Below are 24550 nucleotides of genomic sequence, written 5' to 3'. Positions count from 1 at the left end.
TGTGTTATTGTGTTTTCTCTTTTTTTGAGAAAAGTTTTTTAAATAGCGTTGTAATAGGTGTAAATATACTACTAAAGTTAAATAAACCTTTATCTTGAGTAGCCCTAACAGTTAAAAATATAGCTACAGGAGTCATTATTAACATTGCAAGCCAAGAACCTGTAATAGCAGTTAAAGAGCTTTCTTCAGCTAAATTTCTACCAAAAGTATTTGTAAAGAAATAAGTAACATAAATGGCTATTGCTAAAATCATAGGGAGTCCCATTCCTCCTTTTCTTATGATAGAACCTAAAGGCGCTCCTATGAAAAACAGTAGTAAACAGGATAATGAAAAGGCTATTCTATTATAGTATTCAATGTCGTATAAATTAAGATATTTACGTTTGTTCTTAAAACTTGTTTTATAAGAATCGTTATTACTTAATGTCCTATTTACTTTTGATAAAGCTGTGTTTAAAATACTATTTTTATCTTTCTCTTTAAAGTTACTTAAAATGTCTAACGATACTTCTTTGTCTATCAAAGAATCTGGGTGTTTGTATAGCTTATCAATCTCAATACTAGCAAACAAGTTTTCTGCTCTACTTTTTAAAAACTCATCGTATTTAATTTTTAAAGTAGGAAGAGTATCTTTTAACTGCCCTAAACTTAGCATATTGTAGTTTTGAGTGTAATTTAAATCTTCAACATTGTCGTCAGAGAAAGAAGATACATCAATATTTATAGTATATTCATCAAATTTTGCATGAGATGCTGGCATCTTTTTTTGCTTTTGATAAGATGTGCCATAAGCATTGTGATTTTGAAAGAAGTGTCCGTTTTTTAAAACTAATGTCATATATCTGCTTCCTTCTTCAGAAATGATTTCACCTTTTTCAGCAGTAATAATTTTATTATTCCCTTTTCGTGAGGATAAATCGTAAATAAGAACTTTTTTTAACAAGTTTTCTTTCTCTCCATACTTTTCCTCAAATTTAATTTGATAGTTTGGAATTTCAGTATTAAAACTTCCAGGAACTAAAGCTAAGGCAGGTTGTTTTTTCTTAATGTTAACCTTCATGTTTAGTTGTCGTAAAACAGCATAAGGATAAACGTTGTTAAGAAAAACAAAGTTTATGGCACTCATTAAAAAGGCTAAGAAAACTAATGGACGTACAATTCTTTGTAGTGAAACTCCAGCAGATTTTGCAGCAGCAAATTCATAATTTTCAGATAAGGCTCCTAATGACATTATTGAAGATAATAAGACTCCAATAGGTAAGGCTTGTGGAGCTGCCATTAAGGTAGAATACCACAAAAATTTTAAAATAATGGTTAAGCTTAACCCTTTACCAGCAAAATTGTCGAAAGCTAACCATAACATTTGCATAACCAATACAAAAAGTATGATTAAAAAGGTAGCAAAGAAAGGGACTAAAAAGCTTTTTAGTATGTATCTGTCTAAAATTTTCACAGACGCAAAGGTAGTTGGTTAGAATGATATATTTCTAAAAAGTTTTGTTAATGATTGTTTAATCACTAACAAAACTTTTGAAGATTAATCTATGATATATCCTTGTTTGATGTACTTATTTTTATTGAAGCTGAACAAACTTGGAGATAATGATTGATTACTTTTAAATTTAGTAATGGTAAACGTAGTTTCTGCACCGTTACTACCAATTTGTACTAATTTAAAAATGTGTTTTGTTTTAGCATCAATTCCTAGTTGAACTTTTACAATATCAGAATTGCTATCAATAGGACTTAAGTCTACATACTGAACCTTACGTCCTTTGTAATTTTTTAAATTACCCATAGCATAGTTGTATCCTTCTTTATAGAAGGTTAATAATTTAGAAGGATAAATAAAACCATCTTCTTCTTCCATATCTCCCGAAGAAATAGAAATCTCTTTTTCTTCTTGATTGATGACAACTAATTGTTTTCCGTCAAAAAGGAAGATGTTTCCTAAATACTCTAAATTATACTTATCACCAGATAACGTTATTTTTCCTAAAATTGGTGGATCGTTAGTGATACCAGCTTCTTTATTTACTAAAGTAGAGTTAAAACCAATAGACATATTTTTGTATGCTCCCATTTTATCAGATACTTCGTCTAATAGTTTTTTAGCTTGTGCAGATGAATTTCCTTGCGCAAATAAAGTAACACTTAAAAAAATGCTTGCTATAAATAATCCTAATCTTTTCATCGTTCTATAATTCAATTTCTATTCTTGTTTTACGTATTCTTTTCGTTTTCTAATAATTGTTCAAGAGCAATTAAATCGGGTACCAAAACTTGTCTTGCTTTACTACCTTCGAAAGGACCTACAATTCCTGCTGCTTCTAATTGGTCAATCAATCTACCAGCTCTGTTATATCCTAACTTTAATTTACGTTGCAATAACGATGCCGAACCTTGTTGTGCTGTCACAATAACTTCAGCAGCTTCTTTAAACAATTTATCTCTGTCTTTTATATCAATATCAAGATTTGTGCCACCTTCTTCGCCAATATATTCAGGAAGTAAATGTGCTTCAGGGTAAGCTCTTTGAGATCCAATAAAATCGGTTATTTTTTCTACTTCAGGAGTGTCAACAAAAGCACATTGAATACGAGTTAAATCGTTCCCTCCAGAATATAGCATATCTCCACGACCAATTAATTGATCAGCTCCTGGAGCATCTAAAATAGTTCTACTATCAATTTTAGAAGTTACTCTAAAAGCTATTCGAGCAGGGAAATTTGCTTTAATAATACCAGTAATTACATTTACCGACGGACGCTGAGTAGCTACAATTAAATGGATTCCAATAGCACGGGCTAACTGCGCTAAACGAGCAATAGGAGTTTCTACTTCTTTACCAGCGGTCATAATTAAATCAGCAAATTCATCAATTACTAAAACAATATATGGTAAGAATTTATGTCCGTTTTCAGGATTTAACTTTCGTGCTTTAAACTTAGCATTGTACTCTTTAATATTACGAACCATAGCATTTTTAAGTAGGTCGTAACGAGCATCCATTTCAATACAAAGTGAATTTAACGTATTCACTACTTTGGTGGTATCTGTAATAATAGCTTCTTCTTCATCAGGAAGTTTTGCTAAATAATGGCGTTCAATTTTATTGAATAAAGTAAGTTCTACTTTTTTAGGATCTACTAATACAAATTTAACTTCAGCAGGATGTTTTCTGTATAATAATGATGTTAATATGGCATTTAATCCAACCGATTTACCTTGACCAGTAGCACCTGCCATTAGTAAGTGAGGCATTTTCGCTAAATCAACAACAAAAGTTTCGTTAGAAATAGTTTTACCTAATGCTAGTGGTAATTCCATTGGAGATTCTTGGAATTTCTTAGATGAAATTACTGAGTGCATAGAAACAATAGTTGCTTTTTTATTAGGTACTTCGATACCAATAGTTCCTTTACCTGGAATTGGTGCAATAATACGAATACCTAATGCTGAAAGTGATAGAGCAATATCGTCTTCTAAGTTTTTAATTTTTGAAATCCTAACTCCCGCTTCTGGTACAATTTCATATAAAGTAATTGTTGGACCAACTGTAGCTTTAATTTGAGCAATACCAATTTTGTAGTTTTTAAGTGTTTCTACAATTTGGTTTTTGTTTGCTTCTAATTCATGTGGATCTATAGAGATTGTATCGCTATACTCTTTTAAAAGGTTAAACGTTGGAAATTTATAGTTTGCTAATTCTAAAGTAGGATCAAACTCCCCAAAATCTTTTACTAATCGATCTGATAAGTTTTCAGTAACACTTTTTTCTTCGGCTATTTTTTCAATAGCAACTTCGACCTCTTTTTTAGTTTCTTCTGAAATTGTAGGTTCTTTAACCGTTGTGGTTTCTATATCTAAAGAAATACTTTCGTTATCTGTATCAGAAACAGTCTTAGAAGTGTTAACATCTGAATGATTACTAATAGTTGGTTGTAAGTTTTCTAAAGAACTTTCAAAAGTAGATTTCTCTGTTGTATCCTCTACTTTTGAAGTTGTATCAGTAATTATATCTTCTGAAGATTTAACATTTGTTGATTCTTGAGGTTCTTTTTGAATATCTTCCCTATCTGATTTTTTATTCAAATCATCAGCGGTTAGTTTAAATCGTAAAATTAAATAAGCAACAAAGAAGAATAATAGAAGTATGATGAGCCCAGTTTTTCCTAAAAAAGCTTGTAGGTATTCATTAAGTTCAGAACCTATTGTACCCGATAAAACGATTAGTTTTTTGTTTACAAAACCAAGAGAAATAGCAAGCCAAAGCATACCTAATAATCCCCAGTTCCAAGAAGTGATAATACGTTTTAAATTACTCTGAAAAAATATACGTGCTCCAGTAATAAATGTTAAAAATACTAACATAAAAGCACCAATACCAAAACCTTTATAAATGAAAAAGTTACTTAAAGAAGCACCAATTTGACCTAGTAAATTTTTAGTTTTTAAAGCTTTATTTGGAAATTGATTTAAGACGCTTTGATCTTCTTGCCAACTAAAGAAAAATGAAATAAAAGCAACTGCTAATGCAACTGAAAAAAGCATTAAAAACACACCAATTACACTTTGGTTCTGTCTGTTATTAAGAAAAGAAGTAATTTTATTTTGAGTATTACTTTTAGGTTGCTTTTTTTTTGCAGTAGTCTTTTTTTTTGCCATAAATTAATTGTTGATAAAAATTACAACGTTACAATATAACTATAATTTTAGGAAGGTAAATAATACCACAAATTATTAAAGAAATAAGCGCAGCAAATGCAGGTGCGCCAGCAGCTATATCTTTTATAAAACCTATTTTTTCGTGATAATCTGGATGAATGAAATCTGCCACTTTTTCTACGGCAGTATTTAAAGCCTCGGCAACTAAGACAAGTCCGATAGCTAAAAATTGTATCATCCATTCTACTGATGAAATTTCAAAATAAAATCCAAGTAATGTAACTAAAATGGCTGTAGAAAACTGAACTTTAATACTGTCTTCTGTAGTTAATAAAAGCCACATTCCTTTTAAGGCAAATTTTATACTACGTAATCTACCTTTTATAAAACCATCATTTGGGTTTTTCATAAAATTATAATGCTTTTAAAGCTGCTTCGTAATTTGGTTCTTCAGTAGTTTCAGAAACTTGCTCAGTATATACTACGTTTCCTTCTTCGTTAATAACAACTATGCAACGTGAGTGTAATCCTGCTATTGGTCCTTCAGCAATTTCTAACTGGTAATCTTTTCCAAAACTTCCGTTAACATAATCAGATAACATTACAACGTTTTCAATTCCTTCAGCACCACAAAAACGATTTTGAGCAAAAGGTAAATCTTTAGAAATACATAAAACTACAGTATTATCTAAATTACTAGCTTCTTTATTAAAAGTTCTTACAGAAGTTGCACAAGTACCCGTATCTACACTCGGAAAAATGTTTAAAACAAGTTTCTTACCTTTAAAATCTTCATTAGTTTTACGAGATAAATCGGTTGCTACTAATGTGAATTGAGGAGCTTTTTCTCCAGCTTTTGGTAAATTTCCTATAGTATTTATGTTGTTTCCTTGTAATGTAATTGAAGCCATTTTTAGTTGTTTTATATAGAGTCTTCAAAGGTAAATAAATAATTTTTAAAATCAGATAAATAAAATAAAAGCGAGTTTAAAATGATGTATCTTCGCATACTCAAAAAAAAGTATTGTTTAAACTGTGAATTTAGCTAGGTATACATCTGAGTTTAAGTATAATTGGAAACTTGCTTCACCAGTAATGTTAGGTATGTTAGGGCATACCTTTGTTAGTTTTATAGATAACATTATGGTAGGGCAGTTAGGAACAGCAGAATTGGCTGCTGTTTCATTGGGTAACAGTTTTATGTTCATTGCTATGTCTTTAGGAATTGGTTTTTCTACAGCGATTACCCCTTTAATTGCCGAAGCCGATTCTTCTAATAACTTTGATGCAGCAAAATCTACATTTAAACATGGGTTGTTTTTGTGTACCACATTAGGAATTTTAATGTTTTTAATGGTTTTCTTTTCAAAGCCATTATTGTACTTTATGAAACAACCGATAGAAGTGGTTGAGTTGGCGATTCCTTATTTAGATTTGGTAGCCTTTTCTTTAATTCCGTTAATCGTTTTTCAAGCATTTAAGCAGTTTAGTGACGGAATGTCTATGACTAAATACCCAATGTATGCTACGATAATAGCAAATGTTGTAAATGTTTTATTGAATTATTTATTGATTTTCGGAAAGTTCGGATTTCCTGAAATGGGAATTGTAGGTGCAGCTTATGGTACCTTGATATCACGATTTATCATGGTATTATATTTATGGTGGTTGCTTACTAAAAAAGAACGTTCTAAACGATTGGTGACAAACATTACATTGTTTGTTCTTGATAAGTTAATGCTAAAAAAAATAGTAAATTTAGGAATGCCGAGTGCTATGCAAATGTTTTTTGAGGTAGCGATATTTACTGCAGCAATTTGGTTGAGTGGATTGTTGGGAAAGAACCCGCAAGCAGCAAATCAAGTAGCACTAAATTTATCATCGATGACTTTTATGGTGGCTATGGGGCTTAGTGTAGCGGCTATGATAAGAGTAGGAAATCAAAAAGGATTACAGAATTATTTAGAGTTAAGAAGGATAGCATTTTCAATTTTCTTTTTAGGAATTATATTGGCGGTTGGTTTCGCAATTATCTTTTTTATATTTCATAAACAATTACCTAATTTGTATGTAGATTTAAGTGATGCCACGAATTATGCAGATAATATTGAAGTGCTTAAGATTGCGTCGAGTTTGTTAATTGCAGCAGCATTTTTTCAAATAAGTGATAGTATTCAGGTAATGGTTTTAGGGGCTTTAAGAGGATTGCAAGACGTGAAAATTCCAACAATAATTACCTTTGTGTCGTATTGGTTAATTGGTTTTCCTGTAAGTTTTTACTTCGGAAAAGAAGAAATGTATGGAAGTTTCGGAATTTGGTTGGGACTTTTAGCAGGATTAACGTCAGCTTCTGTGTTATTGTTTATCCGATTTAATTATATGACCAAGAAGTTGATTGCAACAAATGGAGAATAAAAGATATTAAGATTTAATAAGAGATATGAAATTACCAAAGTTTTTATTGGCAGATAATAGTCAGCAACCAGAAGATATTTTTGTGTTGCATACAGAATATCCAAGATTTATTATCAATTTAAAAGATGATGAAATTGAATGGTTCGAAGATTTATCGGGAGAGAATGAGCAAGAATTAGCAAACGAAATGGAACGTTTGGTTGAAGAAGCAGGTTCTTTTTACGATAAAGAAATGGAAGGATATGAATAAAAAAAGCGAAGTTTTAAACTTCGCTTTTTTTGAGAGAGAATTATTTTCTCTTGTATACTATAGTATAAGTTTTTGTAACACCGTTATCATTGTCCGTTTCTGTAATTACAAAAGTCTTGTTATTGTCTTTAAATGTAATATTCGCTAACTCTACCTGGTTACTTCCACTTTCTTTTATTTCGTAGATTCCATTTCCTGCATTTTCCCACACGCCGGTTGCATTACCATTGGTACAAGCGTTGTTTTCTTCATAATAATAAGAAGAGGAATATGTTCCGGATTCATTAATTATGATTGTCGTTTTTTTCTCACATTCATTAACTTCCCCTTGTCGATTTGAAAATAACTTCCAAGTACCAACAAAAGGATCTAAATTTTCATCATCAGATGAACAAGAAAATAAGCTAAGCATAGCAATCAATAAAACTAATAGTTTTTTCATAGTAAAAAATAATATTTTAATAAGTTTATAATTGCAGACGAAAGTATAATTTTTTTCAAAAAAAGAGAACAGTTTTTTAATCTCTCATTTTTTTATCATCTTCTATAAGTTCGTTTTCATATTTATCCCAAGATTTTTTAGCTCTTGTCTTTTTGTAAAATCGAATTCCAATCATTAATAAAACTCCAAAAAGGATAATTCCAACAACTCCCCAAATCCAATTTATACTGTTTTTTAAGACTACTAAAAATACTACTGCGAATAAAATTACAGTTGGTGCTTCGTTAAAAATTCTCAGTTTAGTAGCTGAATATTTTATTACGTCACGTTGTAGTTCTTTGTAGATTTTATGACAAAATCCGTGATAAAAATATAAAGCTAAAACAAAAGCTAGTTTTACATGCATCCAAGGCATTTCTAAATAAATAGGATTTTTCCAAAGCATCCAAAAAGCAAAAAAACTTGCTAAAAATAATGAAGGCCAAGTGATAATATACCACAAACGTTTAGACATGAGTTTGTATTGAGTTTGTAATATAGTTTTCGCAGGTTCTTCTTTTTTCTCAGCTTCTACATGGTAAATAAATAATCTGCCAATGTAAAATAAACCTGCAAACCAAGTAACAACAAAGATTATATGTAAAGCTTTTACGTAATAAAAATCCATATTAATTAGCGTTAAATTCATTAATCCATTTTGCTAAAACATCTACCCATTCATCATTGTCATTAATACAAGGAACTGTGTAGAATTCTTTACCGCCAGCTTCTAAAAACTCATGCTTTCCTTCCATGGCAATTTCTTCTAAAGTTTCTAAACAGTCAGAAACAAAAGCTGGAGTTACTAATGCTAGCTTTTTAATTCCATCTTTTTCGGCTTTGTTAACTATAGTTCTGTCTGTGTAAGGTTGTAGCCAAGGATCAACACCTAAACGTGATTGAAAAGAGGTTGATACTTTATTTTCATCTAAACCTAATTCTTTAATTACATTTTTGGTAGTTTGATAACATTGGTGGCGATAACAAAACTCATGTGCTTTCGATGGTGTGTTGCAGCAAGCTAAATTTCCTGCTTCAGGATTACAATGAGATTTTGTAACATCAGATTTTCTTATATGACGCTCAGGAACTCCATGATAAGAAAATAAAATATGATCGTAATCTTTATCGGCTAAATAATCTTTAATAGAATTAGATAAGGCTTTAATATATTCTGGTTTGTTATAAAATGCAGGAACATCGGTAATTTTCATGTTAGGAAAAAACTCTTTTCTAAGCTCTTCAGACAACACCACAATAGTTTCTGTGGTTGCCATTGCAAACTGTGGGTATAACGGAACTAACATTACTTCTGTAATACCTTTATCGTGTAATTCTTGTAAGCCAGATTTTAAAGATGGATTTCCATAACGCATTGCCAAAGCAACAGGTAATTCAGTTTTTGCTTGTACTTTTTCTTGTAATCTTTCAGAAAGAACAATTAGTGGAGATCCTTCTTTCCACCAAATTTTTTGATAAGCCTCTGCCGATTTTTTAGGTCGAGTATTTAAAATAATACCACGTACAATAAATGCTCTTAACCAGTATGGAACGTCAATGACACGTTCGTCCATTAAAAACTGATCTAAATATTTTTTTACATCTTTTGGGTCAGTACTGTCTGGTGATCCTAAGTTTACTAATAAAACTCCTTTCATATTTTATATATGTGGTTGTAAATAAAGTTATTTAACTTCGTTTGCAATCGTGTTTTTAATGTTTAATTGATTTGTTACTTCGTACAATGTAATAGACAAGCTGTGGATAACATTCATGCTTGAGTTTCTTCCGTACATTGGAATTTCAACTGTATCGTCTACCAAATTGATATGTTCTATTCCGTTTCTTTCACTGCCGAGTAATAAAACTAGTTTTTCGTTTTTAGAAAAATCATAGTTTTGAATATGGGTACTTTTATCGGTAACTTCAATTCCAATAATTGTATTTCCTTCTTTTTTTAATTCAGAAATAAGACTGTTGAAATCAGAATAATTTTCAAACTCAATTTGATTAATAGTATTTCTAGCTGTCCTTTTTACAGTTCTATTTTCTGTGGAAGGAGAACTTTCGTGTAAGTAAATTTTTGAAACTCCAAAGCTCTCGGCAACTCTAAAAGCCATACCGATATTTTCTGGGGTTCGAATAGTATCGCAAACAATAGTTATGGGGAATTTTTTTTGCGAATTATCTATTTCGTAATGTGTTAGTTGTTTCATAATTATGAATTACCATTTAAAGATAAAACGTACTGTTTTGGAGTAGTTCCGAATTTCTTTTTAAATGCAGAAATGAAATGGCTAGCAGTACTATAACCTACTTGAATACCAACTTCGTTTACATTTAGTTGTTGTCCCTCTAAAAGTTTACGAGCGTGTTCCATTTTATAATCAAATAAAAAGCTATAAACGGTGTCTCCATAAATTTGTTTAAATCCTTCTTTTAGTTTTTTTAAGTTTAAACCAACTTCATTGGCTAATTCATTTAGCGAAGGAGGTTCTGCCATTCGAGAAATGATTATATCTTTAGCTTTTCTAATTTTTAGAACTTCTCTATCGTCAACTAAAAATGGGCAGTATTCACCATCAGAAACTTCATCTACTTGAAAGTGCAAACTTAAAAGTTCGTAAATCTTTCCTTTTAAGTACAGATTCTTAATAGAGCTGTTGATGTTTGCGTTTATAATTTGATGTAGCACGATTTGTACTGTAGGTTTTATAACGCTATCATCATAATATTTTCTATTTTTATTATCATCGCTTAAAAAAGGAATGTATTGTGCCTCATTAGAAAATAAAGAATGAAATTTTTTAATAGAGACAACTAACGATATTAAGGTAGTTTTAGGTTGAATTTCTAAATTAATAGGCAGCTTTTGTTGCGGATTATATAATAGTATTGAATGTTTATCTAATACATCAAAAGCGTAATTACCATTGTTAAAAATAAACTTTGATTTACCTTTCAAACAAAAGTGAAGTTGAATAAAAGTGTTGTCAATATCACGTTCAAATCGCTGTATTTCTTCGCTTTCGTTTTGAAAATGAAGTAATTGAAACCCGTTTTCTAGGTCAACTTCTTCGAAAGTACTTTTAGCGTTGTTTTTTGACATAAATCAAAATCGTATTTAAATCCTTGTTATTTAGAATTGTTTTAAATAAAACAGCTTCAAATAGGCTATTTTACTGCAAATCTACACATTTTTGTAAGTTTTATATATAAGTAAGGTCTAAAAAACATATTTCGATATTAAAAGTACTTTTAGCGATACTTTTTTTGGAACTAACTTTATATTTTTGACCGTTTTTTAGGAAGAAGATTGAATGTATACAGAAAATAGACCTACAAAATTTTATAACATAGGCGTAAGTTACGTGAAAGCCGATGCCCAAACAAGAGGTAAGTTTTCACTGTCTAAAGAGAATCAAATAGCATTATTAGAAGAAGCCAAATCTATTGGTTTAGGAGAGTTATTTGTTTTATCTACTTGTAACAGAACAGAAATTACTGGTTTTGCAGAACATCCATTTCAGTTAATAGGTTTGTTGTGTAAACATTCTAACGGAACAGTTGAAGAATTTGCAAAAGTATCTTACGTAAATAAAACCCAAGATGCCATTCAACATCTTTTTAGAATGGGAACTGGTTTAGATAGCCAAATTTTAGGAGACTATGAAATTGTTGGGCAATTAAGGCAAGCTTTTAAACTAGCAAAAGAAGTAGGCACTACAAACGGGTATTTAGAACGTTTACTTAATAGTGTAATGAAAGCAAGTAAACGAGTTAAAAACGAAACTAAGCTAAGTTCTGGTACAACTTCGGTGTCTTATGCAGCAGTTCAATATTTAATAGATAATTTACCAGAATACAATTCTAAGAATATTTTAGTATTCGGTTTAGGTAAAATGGGTAAACATACCTGTTTAAACTTAGCAGAATACACTCAAAACAAAACGGTTTCTTTAATTAATAGAACCGAAGATAAAGTCAATGAATTTGTTGATGAGAATCCAATTATAAGAAAAGCTAAGTACGAAAACTTAAATAAAGAAATTGCAAATACAGATGTTTTAATAGTTTCTACTGGAGCTAGTTTACCTACTATTAGAAAAGAGCATATACTTACTAGTAAGAAATTACTGATTTTAGATTTGTCTATGCCAGCAAATGTTTCTTCTGAAGTAGAAGAATTAGAAAATGTACAGTTGGTAAATGTTGATGAACTTTCAAAAATAACTGATGAAACTTTAGCTGTTCGTGAACAAGAAATTCCTGTGGCAGAAGCAATTATTGAAGAACATAAAGCAGAGTTTAATGAATGGTTAAACCATAGACGATTTGTACCAGCAATTAATGCATTAAAACAATCGTTACAAACCATTCAACAAGACGAAATTAACTTTCAAAAGAAGAAAATAAATAATTTTGATGAAGCACAAGCAGAAGCAATTACATCAAGAATTATTCAAAAAATAACTACACAGTTTGTAAAACATTTAAAAGACGAAAAAACTTCAGTAAATCAAAGTATCGAAGTAATGTCTAAAGTGTTCGGAACTACATTAGAATCCATCAATGCAGAAGATTATTAGAATAGGAACTCGTGACAGCGAGTTAGCTTTATGGCAAGCCAATAAAGTAAAAAAACAATTAGAAGAATTAGGTTACGAAACTCAAATAGTGCCTATTAAATCTACTGGAGATATTGTTTTAGACAAGCCATTATACGAATTAGGAATTACTGGGATTTTCACGAAGAATTTAGACATCGCTATGCTAAATGGTGATATTGATATTGCAGTACATTCTATGAAAGATGTTCCTACTGTATTACCAAAAGGAATTGTACAAGTTGCAGTTTTAAAGCGAGCAAACCATAATGATATCTTAGTATTAAAGGATAACGAAGAGTTTATGGCGCAGCCTAACGGAGTAATTGCTACTGGTAGTTTACGTAGAAAAGCACAATGGTTAAACCGTTATCCATCTCATAATGTTGTTGATTTAAGAGGAAATGTAAACACGCGTTTAGAGAAGTTAGATAATAACGATTGGAATGGTGCTGTTTTTGCTGCAGCTGGATTGGAGCGTATTGGTAAAAGACCAAAAGGAGCTATTAACCTTTCTTGGATGATTCCAGCTCCAGCCCAAGGAGCAATTATGATTACGGCTTTAGAAGAAGACTCTTATTCTATAGATGCGTGTGAGCAAATTAATGATAGAGATACTGCACTTTGTACAGATATAGAACGTGAATTTTTAAACCGTTTAGAAGGAGGGTGTACAGCACCAATCGGAGCGTTTGCAAGAATTGATGAAGTAGAGAAAAAAGTCCACTTTAAAGGGATTTTATTAAGCAGAGATGGAAGTAAGAAAATAGAAGTTCAAAAAACATCTAAAATCGGTCCACATAAATATATCGCAAAAGATGCCGCTAATTTCGTAATTGAAAGAGGTGGAAAGTTAATTATGATGGAAGATGAAGGAATTGAAAAAGAATTTTCTATTTATTCAACAAAGAAATTATCAGAAGCTCAAAAAAAGCTATTACCAACGTCTATGAAAGTAGAGGATAGCGATTTTATTAAGATTCGATTTAATAGAATAGCACCAAAAGTGGTAAAAGAAGAAATAGAAAACGTAATCATTACCAGTAAAAATGGAGTAGAAGCAGTATTACATAATTATCCTGCGGAAGAATTACAGTTCAAGAATATTTATTGCGTTGGAAGAAGAACCAAGAAATTAATTGAACAAAAGATAGGAAAGGTAGTAAAGTCAGAGAGAAACGCTCAGAAATTGGCAGAATACCTCTCAAAAGAAATTAAAGGACAAGAAGTAACTTATTTCTGTAGTGATTTACGTTTAGATACTTTACCAAAAGTATTATCAGAAAATGGAATTACTGTCAATGAAGTAGAAGCATATAAAACGATGTACAGTCCTGCTGATGTTGATGCAAAAGTAAATGGAGTGTTATTTTACAGTCCTTCAACAGTAGAAAGTTACATGCAGCAAAACTCAGCAGATAAAGTTGCTTTTTGTATAGGAGAGAGTACAGCAAAAGAAGCGCGTAAACATTTTGAAAATGTACAGGTAGCAAATGTACCTACTGTAGAAAGTGTGATAGAAATGGTAAATTTACACTTCGTAAAAAAATAATATAGAAAGAAAGCCCAAAGAGAAAAATCTAAAGTTTTTGTACTAACTTTTGACTTTCAACTTTAAAACTTTCGACTCAAGAATATGTTCAGAACACGTAGACTTAGAAAAACAGAAGGAATCCGAAGATTGGTAAGAGAAAACCAATTATCGGTGAACGACTTTATATATCCGTTATTTATTGAAGAAGGAGAAGGTATAGAAAAAGAAATCGTTTCTATGCCAGGAATCAAACGTTGGTCTTTAGACACCATTTCTAAAGAATTAGATGAAGTAGTTGCTTTAAACATACCCGCAGTTATTTTATTCGGTATTCCAACAGAAAAAGATGAAGTAGGAACGGAGACATGGAATGATAACGGAATTATGCAACAAGCGGTTCGTTATATTAAAAAGAACTATCCGAGTTTGTATGTAATAACAGATGTATGTTTTTGTGAATATACCTCTCATGGGCATTGTGGAGTGTTGTGTGATAATGATGTTGATAATGATGCTACGTTAGTAAACTTAGCAAAACAAGTAATTTCTCATGCAAAAGCAGGAGTAGATATGGTAGCTCCTTCAGGAATGATGGATGGAACAATTGCCATGATTCGTGAAAGCTTAGATCAAGCAGGCTATCCAAATTTACCAATTATGGGATACTCTGTAAAATATGCTTCTGCATTTTATGGTCCGTTTAGAGATGCGGCAGATTCTACACCAAGTTTTGGAGATAGAAGAACCTATCAAATGGATCCAGCAAATAGAGATGAAGGTTTGCGTGAAGCTACTTTTGATGATGAAGAAGGAGCAGATATTTTAATGGTAAAGCCAGCCTTATCATATTTAGATATTATTAGAGATTTAAAAGAAAACTTTGATAGACCAATTGCATGTTATAATGTAAGTGGTGAATATGCGATGGTAAAAGCAGCAGCAGAAAAAGGTTGGATTGATGGAGAGCGTGTAATGCTGGAAAGTTTACTGTCTATGAAAAGGGCAGGAGCAGATATCATTATTACCTATTTTGCTAAAGAAGCAGCTAAAATTTTACAAAACAACTAAGAATGGAATTTAAAAAATCACAAGAATTATATAACAAAGGATTGGTAAACTTAGTAGGAGGAGTAAATTCACCAGTACGTGCATTTGCTTCTGTAGGAGGAAATCCTTTATTTATAAAAAAAGCTAAAGGAAGTAAAATTACCGATGTTGATGGTAATTCTTATGTAGACTTAGTACTGTCATACGGACCAATGATTTTAGGACACCGTCATAAAAAAGTGCAAAAGGCAATTACCAAAGCTTTAAAGAATGGATATTCTTTTGGAGCTTCTACCAAAAATGAAATCAAATTAGCAAAGATTGTTTGTGATGCTTTTCCAGGAATGGATAAAGTTCGTTTTGTAAATTCTGGTACCGAAGCTGTATTAAGCGGAATTCGTTTAGCGCGTGCATTTACTGGAAAAGATAAAATTATAAAATTCTCTGGTTGTTACCACGGACATCAAGATGCATTATTGGTAGCAGCTGGTTCAGGCTTAGCAACCTTAAGTTTACCTGGATCTAAAGGAGTACCTGAAGGAGCTGTAAAAAATACGTTGATTGCAAACTATAATGATTTAGAAAGTGTAAAGGCACATTTCGAAGCACATGATGATATTGCAGGAGTTATTTTAGAGCCAGTAGCTGGTAATATGGGAGTAGTTACTCCGCAAAATGATTTCTTAAAAGAATTAAAAAAATATTTAGAATCTAAAGGAGCTTTGTTAATTGTTGATGAAGTAATGACTGGTTTCCGTTCTAAATTTGGAGGAGCTCAAGAGTTATTTGATGTAGAAGCGGATATTACTTGTTTAGGAAAAGTAATTGGAGGAGGTTTTCCTGTAGGAGCTTATGGAGCTCGTAACGAAATTATGGAAATGGTCGCTCCGTTAGGAGGAATGTACCAAGCAGGAACTTTGTCTGGTAACCCAATTGCAATGGCGGGAGGTATTGCTACGCTAACGGAATTAAAGAAGCAAAATCCATACGAGAAGTTTAATGAGATTGCTCAGATTATAGAAGTGTTCTTATTAGAATCTGCTAAGAAATATGATGTTGAGATTACGGTAAATAGATTTGGTTCTATGATTAATCCTTTTTTTACTAATAAGACAGTAACCAACTTTGAAGACGCTCAAACATCAGATACTAAAAAGTTTGCAACCTTCTTTTGGGCAATGATGCATAATGGTGTGTTTTTACCGCCAAGTCAATTTGAAGCTTGGTTCTTATCATCAGCCTTATCTGAGAAAGATATTCAAAAGATAGCTAAAGCAATTGATAAGTCGATGGAGGCTGTTTCAAAAATGTAATAATAAAAAAAAATCATTATGAAAATTATTATAACTCTTCTGTTTAGTATTTTATTAACTTCATGTCCAAATAAAAACATGAATAACGGTCAAGAACCTAATAAAATAGTTTCATTATTTGAAGGAAGTCTATTTGGGGCTGGAGAAGAGGGTTTTCAAAAAGAGAATTTTATTATTTCTTCAGAAAAAGAATGGAAAGACTTTTTAAATAAATTAGATGGAACAAATAAAGTTTCTTCAAGGTTCGAATCAGTAATAGATTTCAATAATACGATTGTTTTAGTAGCAGTAGATAAAGTAAGAAATTCTGGAGGTTTTGGAATTAAAATTACTGAATTAAAAGATGAAAAGGAGAAATTAAGTGTAGTTGTACAGCATACAGGACCAAAACCAACTGATATGGTCACTATGGCTATAACACAACCTATAAGTATTGTAAAAATTAAAAAAACAAACAAAGAGATTATCTTTGTTGAAAGATAAATATGATAAAAAACGATTTATTCTTAAGAGCCTTAAAAGGAGAAACTGTAGATAGGCCTCCTGTGTGGATGATGCGTCAAGCAGGACGTTATTTACCAGAATTTATGGAAATCAGAAAAAAGTATGATTTCTTTACACGTTGTCGTACTCCAGAATTAGCATCAGAAATTACAGTACAACCTATTCGTAGATACGGAATGGATGCCGCAATTTTGTTTTCTGACATTTTAGTTGTACCTCAAGCAATGAATGTCGAAGTAGAAATGAAACCAAATTTTGGTCCTTATTTACCCAACCCAATTCGTGATAGAAAAAGCTTAGATAATGTAATTATTCCAGATATTCACGAAGAATTAGGATATGTAATGGATGCTATTAAAGCAACCAAAGAAAAATTGAATGATGAAATTCCTTTGATAGGTTTTGCGGGATCTCCATGGACTATTTTATGTTATATGGTGCAAGGACAAGGCTCTAAAAATTTCGATAAGGCAAAAGAATTTTGTTTTGCTCAACCAATTTTGGCACACGAATTGCTTCAGAAGATTACAGATACCACAATTGCTTATTTAAAAGCTAAGGTTGAGGCAGGTGTAAATGCTGTACAAGTTTTTGATTCTTGGGGAGGAATGTTATCTCCAGTAGATTATCAAGAGTTTTCATGGCAGTACATTAATCAAATAATTGAAGCATTAAAAGATGACGCTCCAGTTATAGCATTTGGTAAAGGATGTTGGTTTGCTTTAGGAGAAATGGCTAAGTCAAACGCATCAGCACTAGGTGTAGATTGGACATGTTCAGCAAGAAATGCTCGTTATTTAACAGGAGGAAATATTACTTTACAAGGTAATTTTGATCCATCAAGATTGTTGTCGCCACCCGCTGAAATTAAGAAAATGGTACACCAAATGATAAATGAGTTTGGTAAAGACAAATATATTGTTAACTTGGGGCACGGAATTTTACCTAATATTCCGCTCGATAATGCTAAGGCATTTATCGATGCAGTAAAGGAATATAAAGTTTAATTAATTTTACCCCTAAATAATTAATTATGAAGAAAATAGCATTGACTTTAACTCTGTTTCTTACAGTTCTAACGTATGCTCAAGACAAAAAGTACTACAATTTTGCCGTAAATAATTGTGCAGATGAGAGTACAGAAAACTTAATTAATAACTGCATTAAAGGTTCTTATTTGTTAGATTATGACTTCACAACCTTAAAAGGTGAAGCTTTAAGTACAAGTAAAATTAAGAAACCTATTGTATTAATTGCAGGTGCTTCTTGGTCGGCTCCTTGTTGGGGAGATGTTCCAACTATTAATAAAATGGTTGAGAAATACGACGGAAAAGTAAAGTTTGTTATGATTATGTGGGACAAGGAAAAGAAAGCTAAACGAATGGCAGATAAATTAGATGCTAGAGTAGCTATAATTCCTGCAAGAGAAGGAGACAAAGTTCAAAAAGGATATTTAGATATTAGTGGTTTTGTTCACAAATTAGATTATCCTACTGCTTATTTAATTAGTAAAAACAAGCAATTTCTTAATGTAAAAAGAGGAGCAGCTACCCCGAGCAAAGAAATGGGTTGGGATAAGGTTAATGAAACTAATGAGAAAAGTTTCGAAGCTTTTTTAGCTCCAATTTTAAACTAAGAATTACAAAGTATATATTTGAACCTCTTTCGAAAGAAAGAGGTTTTTTGTTTAGTAAAAGAAAATTATGATTAAGAATATATTCAAAGGAATTCAAGCTTATTTCGGAGCTTTTCAATTAATTTCAAAACTAAAACTTTGGAAATACTTTACAATTCCAATGTTGATTAGTGTTTTAACAGCTGTTTTAGTTGGAGTTTCTGCTTACGGATTATCTGATAATATAGGACATTATATAGCAAACTTCTGGAAATGGGAATGGGGTAAAGAAACTTTTGAAGTTATTAGTACTTTTTTAAGTGCTTTAATAATCATAGTAATAGGGTTAGTGTTATATAAACATATTGTTATGGCATTGTCTGCTCCGTTTATGAGTCCTGTTTCTGAAAAAATAGAAGATTATTATAGAGGAGAAGATCATCATCATAGAGAAACTACTTTTCAAGAACAATTAATTAGAGGTATTCGTATTAACGTTAGAAATTTAGTTAGAGAATTATTGCTAACGATTCCGATTGTATTATTAGGATTTATTCCTGTAATCGGAATTTTTTCAACCATATTATTATTTCTAACACAAGCCTATTATGCTGGTTTTGGTAATATGGATTATACTTTAGAACGTCATTATAAGTATAAAGAAAGCATACAGTTTGTAAAACAGAATAAAGGTTTAGCTATTGGAAACGGAATCGTATTCATGCTGTTTTTATTAATTCCAGTAATTGGAGTTATTTTAGTATTGCCATTATCGGTTACAGCAGCAACTACAGAAACTATTCAACGAATTCAACATAAAAAATTAACAGAATAAGTATTTTTGCACTTCAAGAATAAAGATAATGAAAGATCAATTTTACGCATATATTCAACAATTACAAGATACGATTACTTCTAAGTTAGAAGAGGTTGATGGGAAAGCCAAATTTCAAGAAGATTTATGGAAACGTAAAGAAGGTGGAGGCGGTAGAACTCGTGTAATTGAAAACGGAAATATTTTTGAAAAAGGAGGAGTAAATATTTCAGCGGTTCATGGTGAATTACCAGAAGTTTTAAGAAAACAATTTGGAGTTGAGAGCGGCGATTTTTTTGCTTGTGGATTAAGTTTGGTTATTCATCCAAAAAATCCGTTTGTACCAACAGTACATGCCAACTGGCGTTATTTTGAAATGTATGATGGAGAAGGAAATATTGTAACCCAATGGTTTGGTGGAGGTCAAGATTTAACCCCATATTATTTATTTGATGAAGATGCAATTCACTTCCATACAGTTTGTAAAGAGGCTTGCGATAAGCACAATTCAGAATTTTACCCGAAGTTTAAAGAAACTTGCGATAATTATTTTTGGAATGCTCACAGAAATGAAGCTCGTGGAGTAGGAGGTTTGTTCTTTGATTATTTAAAGAAAACAGATGAATTTACAATGCAAGATCGTTATGATTTTGTAACTGAAGTAGGGAATAGCTTTTTGAATTCTTATGTGCCAATTGTTGAAAGAAGAAGAGATACAGAGTATACTCAAGTAAATAAAGATTGGCAAGAAGTACGAAGAGGACGTTATGTAGAATTCAATTTAGTTCACGATAGAGGTACCTTATTTGGATTGAAAACCAACGGACGCATAGAAAGTATTTTAATGAGTTTACCACCAGTGGTTCAATGGAAATATAATCATAATCCAGAAGAAGGAAGTGAAGAAGCAAGATTAGTTTCAATACTTCAAAAACCTAAAAACTGGGTATAAGCTTAAATTACAGAAAATATAATTTTAAGGCTGAAAATCAATGATTAAAAATTAATAATCAGGTTTTCAGTCTTTTTTTTGCATATTATTCAAAATAAAATGAGTGGTATTTTAATAATTCAATAATAAAAATTCTAAAAAGTGCTATAATTTTAGTATTTTCGCAATCAAATAAAAAACACGCAATGGCTAGATTTGAACTTAAATTACCTAAAATGGGTGAAAGTGTTGCAGAGGCAACAATTACTTCATGGTTAAAGGAGGTAGGAGATACTATTGAATTGGATGATACTGTGGTAGAAGTTGCTACCGATAAAGTAGATAGCGAAGTACCAAGTGAAGTAGAAGGAACTCTAGTTGAGATTTTATTTGATAAAGACGATGTTGTTCAAGTAGGGCAAACAATAGCGATTATTGAAACTGAAGGAGGTGATGTTGTTCAAGAAGCTACTCCAGTAGCTAAGCAAGAACAACCTAAAGAAGTTGCTGCTATTGAAAAAACTGTTGAAGTAGCTAAAGAAACAGTTGCTTCTCCAATGAATACTTCAGATAGCGATCGTTTTTACTCTCCATTAGTAAAAAGTATTGCACAAACAGAAGGAATTTCTTTAGAGGAGTTAGAAACTGTAGCTGGTACAGGTAAAGACGGTAGAGTAACAAAAACTGATATTCTTTCATATATAGAAAATAGAGGAAAAGTTGCATCTAAAACTGTAACTACTCCTGCTGCACCAAAAGCAGCTGACAGCAAATCAGTAACTAAAGCAACACCAGTTTCAAATGGAGCAGATGAAGTAGTAGAAATGAGCCGTATGGGTAAATTAATTGCCAAACATATGGTTGATTCTGTACAAACATCGGCTCACGTTCAATCGTTTATTGAAATTGATGTAACGAATATCGTAAACTGGAGAAATAAAGTTAAAGATGCTTTCTTAAAGAGAGAAGGAGAGAAGTTAACATTTACTCCAATATTTATGCAAACTATTGCTGCTACATTAAAGAAATATCCAATGTTAAATATTTCTGTTGATGGTGACTATATCATCAAGAAGAAAGATATTAACTTAGGTATGGCAGCAGCATTACCAGATGAGAATTTAATTGTTCCAGTAATTAAAAATGCTGATCAATTGAATTTAGTTGGAATGACGAAGCAAGTAAATGATTTAGCTAAAAGAGCTAGAGCAAATAACTTAAAACCAGACGAAATTTCTGGAGGAACTTACACAGTAACAAATGTTGGTAGCTTTGGAAGTATTACAGGAACTCCAATTATAAACCAACCACAAGTTGCAATTTTAGCTTTAGGAGCTATTGTTAAGAAACCTGCAGTAATTGAAACTCCAGAAGGAGACTTTATAGGAATCCGTCATATTATGATGGTATCTCATTCTTACGATCATAGAGTTGTAAACGGAGCTGCTGGAGGTAAGTTTATAAAGACTTTAAAAGAAACATTAGAAGCTTGGGATGTAAATCAAGATTTTTAATTTGTTGACTATAACATAAAAATTAGTTAAAAGCGAGGATGAAGTTCCTCGCTTTTTTTATTTTTATCTCAAAAGTAAAAGTAAACGTGAATTTTGAAAATCCGATATTGTTTTTTATTTGTTCATTAGGTGTGTTTAATGGCTTTTTAGTAGCTATTTATTTTCTACTATTTAACAAACAAAAACGAATACCAAACTTTCTATTTGGCTTATTGGTTTTATTCTTAAGTATAAGAATTGGAAAATCGGTATATCGAATTTTTATGCCTAAAGAAATGATTGATATTACAATTATGCAAATAGGCTTATCTGCTTGTTTCTTAATTGGAATATCACTTTTTTATTACTTAAAATCGTCAATAGAAAACAAACAACAAATTCCTAAATCTTGGAAGCTTCACTTTTTAATGTTGTTTCTAATCATAATTACTGTAGGAATTGTAAAACCTTATAAAAGTAATTATGAATTTTGGGGAACTTTTATTTGGGTAATTTATAGTACTTGGGGACTTTATTTAATAGCATCAGCTTTTATACTTAAAGATATTTTTTACAAACTATTTTCAAAAGTTGAAAAGTGTACTACTGCTGAGTACTGGTTGTTGGCAGTTTTAATAGGAAATATTCTAATTTATATAGCTTATATAATAGGATATTACTATTTGTATTTTATAGGTACAATTACATTTTCTCTTGTTTTTTATGGATTGTTATTTTTCTTTTTATCAAAAAATAATAGAGAAACAATTTTTAGAGATATACCACAAAAATATGCTGCTAAAAAAATAGAAGATACAGAAGCAACTGAATTGATAGATAAGCTAAGAATCTTAATAGAAAAAGATGAGCTGTATAAAAATTCAGATATTAAACTTCAAAAAGTAGCGAAAGAACTTCAATTAACAAGTCATAAATTATCGCAATTGCTTAACGATAACTTAGGAAAAAGTTTCAGTGTCTTCATTAACGATTATCGAGTTGAAGAAGCAAAAAAACTATTGAAAGAATCAGATAAGTTAACTTTAGAAGCAATTGGTTATGAAGCTGGATTCTCATCAAAATCTAATTTTTACGCTACATTTAAGAAAGTTGTAGGTAAAACACCTTCAGAATATAAAAGTCAGTTTTAGAGTTAATTACCTGTCCTGTATTATAATTCTGGAGGACTGAATTATAGTTACTTATTCTATTTAGATACCATTTTTAGAGATTTGAATAAAATTTTAAGTCTTATAGAATGAAAAAAATCTTAATAGCCTTTGTGCTTACTTTTGTTTATTGCTCTGTTTTTAGTCAGAAGAAATCTGAAAATTCAACTGTTATCCGATTAATAGTTTTAAATAAGAAAGGAGAAGTTTTAATAAAAAACTCGACAATTGGTTGGATTACAATAGATGCTTTTTTTAGAAAAAGACAGACTATAAATGAAGCTATCGATAGTCTTACAAAGAAGTATAATGCTTCCATAGAAAAACCTAGTCTTAAAGGTGTTTTTACCTATAGATTTGGTTTTAATAACGCTTCAAGTATTCGACAGTTTTATTTAGTAAGATCGGCAGATAATAAATTACCACATTTTAATGACACAGAATTTCGTTGGGTTTCTAAAGAAGAAGCTATAGAAAAGTTAAAAAAAACGATTCCTTCTCTAGGACAAATGACTCAACAAATATTAGACTATCCTGATCAACTTTGGGGAGGGGCTTTTTATGTAACTAGAAATGACAAAGGAAAATTGGATTCTAAAATGATAGAAAGTTTTCATCCATTGGGCAATAAAAAATCTAATAATCATAATCCAAAAGAATATTCTTCAATAGAAAAAACCTTACAAGATTATATCAATGGGAGCTCATACAACAACATAGAGCAAATAAAAAATGCATTTGCTAACGATGCTACTTTATATCTTACCAATAGAGAAGGTAATTTTAAACAATATACTCCTAAAGAATATGCCAATTTTTTTAAAAATGGTGAAATTGGAAAATTCAATGGTAGGCATGGAAGAATCTTAGATATCGAAATTCATGAAGATATCGCAACTGCTAAAGTAGAAATTTCGGGTCCGAAACGAAGCTGGGTTTATATGGATTTGTTTTTACTAAAAAAGATTCAAAATGAATGGAAAATCATTAGTAAAACTGCTACAAAAGTGAATGATACTAATGAAAAATCAATTTTATTTATTGTATCCAATGCACATTTCTACGGAAATACCAAACTCAAGACAGGAAATAGTTTCTCTGAAATTGTAAATGCATATGATACTTTTATAAATGCAGGTTATACAGTAGATTTTGTAAGCCCAAAAGGAGGTGCAATTCCATTGGCATATATCAATACTTCTGATGAAATGAGTAAAAAATATTTATATAATATTCATTTTATGAACGCAATTAAAAATACTAAATCTCCTTCAGAAATTGATCCTTCAAAATATAAAGCGGTCCAGTATATTGGTGGTGGTGCAGCAATGTTTGGTGTACCAGAGAACAAAGAAATTCAAAAAATAGTTATGGATGTTTATGAAAAGCATAACGGAATTATCTCTTCTGTGTGTCATGGTACAGCAGGTATTGTAAACTTAAAAACTAGTGATGGGAAATATTTGGTAGATGGAAAACGAGTTAGTGGTTACCCTGACGATTATGAAAACCCTACAAAACCTTATTTTAAAACATTTCCTTTTTTAATTAAGAAAACAATTCAAGAAAGAGGAGGAGACTTTAAGTTTACAAAAAGAGGAAAATTTATTGTAGAAATAGACGGGCGCTTAGTTACGGGACAAAACTATCAATCTTCAAAACCAGTTTCTTTAAAAGTTATTGAATTAATAGAATCAAACAAAAAGTAA

At 31.1% G+C, this 24550-nt stretch carries 24 protein-coding genes; 14 read left to right on the top strand and 10 right to left on the bottom strand.

Features of this window, described 5'->3' with window-relative positions; all coding sequences use genetic code 11:
* Positions 1–4: 4 nt before the first annotated feature.
* The 5 genes from WH52_RS05615 to tpx form a co-directional block, all read right to left on the bottom strand.
* Positions 5–1453, bottom strand: coding sequence for an LptF/LptG family permease (locus WH52_RS05615; RefSeq protein WP_086029970.1), 1449 nt, complete (start codon positions 1451–1453; stop codon positions 5–7).
* A gap of 84 nt (positions 1454–1537) precedes the next feature.
* Complete coding sequence (locus WH52_RS05610) at positions 1538–2194, bottom strand: LolA family protein (RefSeq protein WP_086029969.1); 657 nt, start codon at positions 2192–2194, stop codon at positions 1538–1540.
* A 29-nt stretch (positions 2195–2223) separates the two neighbouring features.
* The gene (locus WH52_RS05605; protein WP_086029968.1) at positions 2224–4668 is read right to left on the bottom strand and encodes a DNA translocase FtsK; all 2445 of its coding nucleotides are present in this window, start codon (positions 4666–4668) and stop codon (positions 2224–2226) included.
* A 28-nt stretch (positions 4669–4696) separates the two neighbouring features.
* Positions 4697–5077: a diacylglycerol kinase gene (locus tag WH52_RS05600; protein ID WP_086029967.1), complete on the bottom strand. Its 381-nt coding sequence runs from the start codon at positions 5075–5077 to the stop codon at positions 4697–4699.
* A gap of 4 nt (positions 5078–5081) precedes the next feature.
* Positions 5082–5579 (bottom strand): thiol peroxidase, encoded by a 498-nt coding sequence (gene tpx, locus WH52_RS05595; RefSeq protein ID WP_086029966.1) that lies wholly within the window; start codon positions 5577–5579, stop codon positions 5082–5084.
* A gap of 124 nt (positions 5580–5703) precedes the next feature.
* On the opposite strand from tpx, the gene WH52_RS05590 reads away from it, so the two are divergent.
* Both WH52_RS05590 and WH52_RS05585 read left to right on the top strand, forming a co-directional pair.
* Entirely contained in the window at positions 5704–7083 is a 1380-nt protein-coding gene (locus tag WH52_RS05590; RefSeq protein WP_086029965.1) for an MATE family efflux transporter, read from the top strand.
* A gap of 25 nt (positions 7084–7108) precedes the next feature.
* The gene (locus tag WH52_RS05585) at positions 7109–7333 is read left to right on the top strand and encodes a hypothetical protein (protein WP_086029964.1); all 225 of its coding nucleotides are present in this window, start codon (positions 7109–7111) and stop codon (positions 7331–7333) included.
* A 40-nt stretch (positions 7334–7373) separates the two neighbouring features.
* Here WH52_RS05585 and WH52_RS05580 read toward each other — a convergent pair whose 3' ends face one another.
* The 5 genes from WH52_RS05580 to WH52_RS05560 form a co-directional block, all read right to left on the bottom strand.
* Positions 7374–7775 (bottom strand): lipocalin family protein, encoded by a 402-nt coding sequence (locus WH52_RS05580; RefSeq protein WP_086029963.1) that lies wholly within the window; start codon positions 7773–7775, stop codon positions 7374–7376.
* A 76-nt stretch (positions 7776–7851) separates the two neighbouring features.
* Positions 7852–8442, bottom strand: a complete 591-nt coding sequence (locus WH52_RS05575; RefSeq protein ID WP_086030310.1) for a CopD family protein — start codon at positions 8440–8442, stop codon at positions 7852–7854.
* Position 8443: 1 nt separating this feature from the next.
* A complete protein-coding gene (hemH, locus tag WH52_RS05570; protein ID WP_086029962.1) occupies positions 8444–9472 on the bottom strand; it encodes a ferrochelatase in 1029 nt (342 codons plus the stop codon).
* Positions 9473–9499: 27 nt separating this feature from the next.
* Positions 9500–10030: a TrmH family RNA methyltransferase gene (locus WH52_RS05565; RefSeq protein WP_086029961.1), complete on the bottom strand. Its 531-nt coding sequence runs from the start codon at positions 10028–10030 to the stop codon at positions 9500–9502.
* 2 nt (positions 10031–10032) lie between these two features.
* Positions 10033–10923 carry an AraC family transcriptional regulator gene (locus WH52_RS05560; protein ID WP_086029960.1) on the bottom strand — a complete coding sequence of 297 codons (891 nt, stop codon included), beginning with the start codon at positions 10921–10923 and terminating at the stop codon, positions 10033–10035.
* A 211-nt stretch (positions 10924–11134) separates the two neighbouring features.
* Here WH52_RS05560 and hemA point away from each other — a divergent pair, with 211 nt between their 5' ends.
* From hemA to WH52_RS05500, 12 genes are all read left to right on the top strand, one after another.
* A complete protein-coding gene (gene hemA / locus WH52_RS05555) occupies positions 11135–12403 on the top strand; it encodes a glutamyl-tRNA reductase (RefSeq protein WP_086029959.1) in 1269 nt (422 codons plus the stop codon).
* Entirely contained in the window at positions 12387–13973 is a 1587-nt protein-coding gene (gene hemC, locus WH52_RS05550) for a hydroxymethylbilane synthase (protein ID WP_086029958.1), read from the top strand. Before hemA ends, hemC begins: the two co-directional genes overlap by 17 nt.
* A gap of 84 nt (positions 13974–14057) precedes the next feature.
* Positions 14058–15023: a porphobilinogen synthase gene (hemB, locus tag WH52_RS05545; protein WP_086029957.1), complete on the top strand. Its 966-nt coding sequence runs from the start codon at positions 14058–14060 to the stop codon at positions 15021–15023.
* A gap of 2 nt (positions 15024–15025) precedes the next feature.
* Complete coding sequence (gene hemL / locus WH52_RS05540) at positions 15026–16315, top strand: glutamate-1-semialdehyde 2,1-aminomutase (RefSeq protein ID WP_086029956.1); 1290 nt, start codon at positions 15026–15028, stop codon at positions 16313–16315.
* 18 nt (positions 16316–16333) lie between these two features.
* Positions 16334–16798: a protease complex subunit PrcB family protein gene (locus tag WH52_RS05535; RefSeq protein ID WP_086029955.1), complete on the top strand. Its 465-nt coding sequence runs from the start codon at positions 16334–16336 to the stop codon at positions 16796–16798.
* Positions 16799–16800: 2 nt separating this feature from the next.
* Positions 16801–17826 (top strand): uroporphyrinogen decarboxylase, encoded by a 1026-nt coding sequence (gene hemE, locus WH52_RS05530; protein WP_086029954.1) that lies wholly within the window; start codon positions 16801–16803, stop codon positions 17824–17826.
* Between the two features lie 26 nt (positions 17827–17852).
* Positions 17853–18455, top strand: coding sequence for a TlpA family protein disulfide reductase (locus tag WH52_RS05525; protein WP_086029953.1), 603 nt, complete (start codon positions 17853–17855; stop codon positions 18453–18455).
* Between the two features lie 67 nt (positions 18456–18522).
* Positions 18523–19269: an EI24 domain-containing protein gene (locus tag WH52_RS05520; protein WP_086029952.1), complete on the top strand. Its 747-nt coding sequence runs from the start codon at positions 18523–18525 to the stop codon at positions 19267–19269.
* Positions 19270–19297: 28 nt separating this feature from the next.
* The gene (gene hemF, locus WH52_RS05515; protein WP_086029951.1) at positions 19298–20200 is read left to right on the top strand and encodes an oxygen-dependent coproporphyrinogen oxidase; all 903 of its coding nucleotides are present in this window, start codon (positions 19298–19300) and stop codon (positions 20198–20200) included.
* A gap of 185 nt (positions 20201–20385) precedes the next feature.
* Positions 20386–21693, top strand: coding sequence for a dihydrolipoamide acetyltransferase family protein (locus WH52_RS05510; protein ID WP_086029950.1), 1308 nt, complete (start codon positions 20386–20388; stop codon positions 21691–21693).
* An 86-nt stretch (positions 21694–21779) separates the two neighbouring features.
* A complete protein-coding gene (locus tag WH52_RS05505; RefSeq protein WP_233131521.1) occupies positions 21780–22823 on the top strand; it encodes a helix-turn-helix domain-containing protein in 1044 nt (347 codons plus the stop codon).
* Positions 22824–22930: 107 nt separating this feature from the next.
* On the top strand, positions 22931–24550 hold the full coding sequence (locus tag WH52_RS05500) for a nuclear transport factor 2 family protein (protein ID WP_233131520.1): 1620 nt from the start codon (positions 22931–22933) through the stop codon (positions 24548–24550).

This window comes from Tenacibaculum holothuriorum (assembly GCF_002120225.1).
In the GTDB taxonomy this organism is placed as follows: domain Bacteria; phylum Bacteroidota; class Bacteroidia; order Flavobacteriales; family Flavobacteriaceae; genus Polaribacter; species Polaribacter holothuriorum.
The sequence above is the reverse complement of the archived record's forward strand: the minus strand, read 5'-3'. Positions and strand labels throughout refer to the sequence as shown.

Excerpts from the sequence above, each read along its gene's own strand:
- WH52_RS05610 (WP_086029969.1), bottom strand. The coding sequence starts at position 2,194 with ATGAAAAGATTAGGATTATTTATAGCAAGCATTTTTTTAAGTGTTACT.
- WH52_RS05605 (WP_086029968.1), bottom strand. The coding sequence starts at position 4,668 with ATGGCAAAAAAAAAGACTACTGCAAAAAAAAAGCAACCTAAAAGTAAT.
- WH52_RS05600 (WP_086029967.1), bottom strand. The coding sequence starts at position 5,077 with ATGAAAAACCCAAATGATGGTTTTATAAAAGGTAGATTACGTAGTATA.
- tpx (WP_086029966.1), bottom strand. The coding sequence starts at position 5,579 with ATGGCTTCAATTACATTACAAGGAAACAACATAAATACTATAGGAAAT.
- WH52_RS05585 (WP_086029964.1), top strand. The coding sequence starts at position 7,109 with ATGAAATTACCAAAGTTTTTATTGGCAGATAATAGTCAGCAACCAGAA.
- WH52_RS05580 (WP_086029963.1), bottom strand. The coding sequence starts at position 7,775 with ATGAAAAAACTATTAGTTTTATTGATTGCTATGCTTAGCTTATTTTCT.
- WH52_RS05575 (WP_086030310.1), bottom strand. The coding sequence starts at position 8,442 with ATGGATTTTTATTACGTAAAAGCTTTACATATAATCTTTGTTGTTACT.
- hemH (WP_086029962.1), bottom strand. The coding sequence starts at position 9,472 with ATGAAAGGAGTTTTATTAGTAAACTTAGGATCACCAGACAGTACTGAC.
- WH52_RS05565 (WP_086029961.1), bottom strand. The coding sequence starts at position 10,030 with ATGAAACAACTAACACATTACGAAATAGATAATTCGCAAAAAAAATTC.
- WH52_RS05560 (WP_086029960.1), bottom strand. The coding sequence starts at position 10,923 with ATGTCAAAAAACAACGCTAAAAGTACTTTCGAAGAAGTTGACCTAGAA.
- hemA (WP_086029959.1), top strand. The coding sequence starts at position 11,135 with ATGTATACAGAAAATAGACCTACAAAATTTTATAACATAGGCGTAAGT.
- hemC (WP_086029958.1), top strand. The coding sequence starts at position 12,387 with ATGCAGAAGATTATTAGAATAGGAACTCGTGACAGCGAGTTAGCTTTA.
- hemB (WP_086029957.1), top strand. The coding sequence starts at position 14,058 with ATGTTCAGAACACGTAGACTTAGAAAAACAGAAGGAATCCGAAGATTG.
- hemL (WP_086029956.1), top strand. The coding sequence starts at position 15,026 with ATGGAATTTAAAAAATCACAAGAATTATATAACAAAGGATTGGTAAAC.
- WH52_RS05535 (WP_086029955.1), top strand. The coding sequence starts at position 16,334 with ATGAAAATTATTATAACTCTTCTGTTTAGTATTTTATTAACTTCATGT.
- hemE (WP_086029954.1), top strand. The coding sequence starts at position 16,801 with ATGATAAAAAACGATTTATTCTTAAGAGCCTTAAAAGGAGAAACTGTA.
- WH52_RS05525 (WP_086029953.1), top strand. The coding sequence starts at position 17,853 with ATGAAGAAAATAGCATTGACTTTAACTCTGTTTCTTACAGTTCTAACG.
- WH52_RS05520 (WP_086029952.1), top strand. The coding sequence starts at position 18,523 with ATGATTAAGAATATATTCAAAGGAATTCAAGCTTATTTCGGAGCTTTT.
- hemF (WP_086029951.1), top strand. The coding sequence starts at position 19,298 with ATGAAAGATCAATTTTACGCATATATTCAACAATTACAAGATACGATT.
- WH52_RS05510 (WP_086029950.1), top strand. The coding sequence starts at position 20,386 with ATGGCTAGATTTGAACTTAAATTACCTAAAATGGGTGAAAGTGTTGCA.
- WH52_RS05500 (WP_233131520.1), top strand. The coding sequence starts at position 22,931 with ATGAAAAAAATCTTAATAGCCTTTGTGCTTACTTTTGTTTATTGCTCT.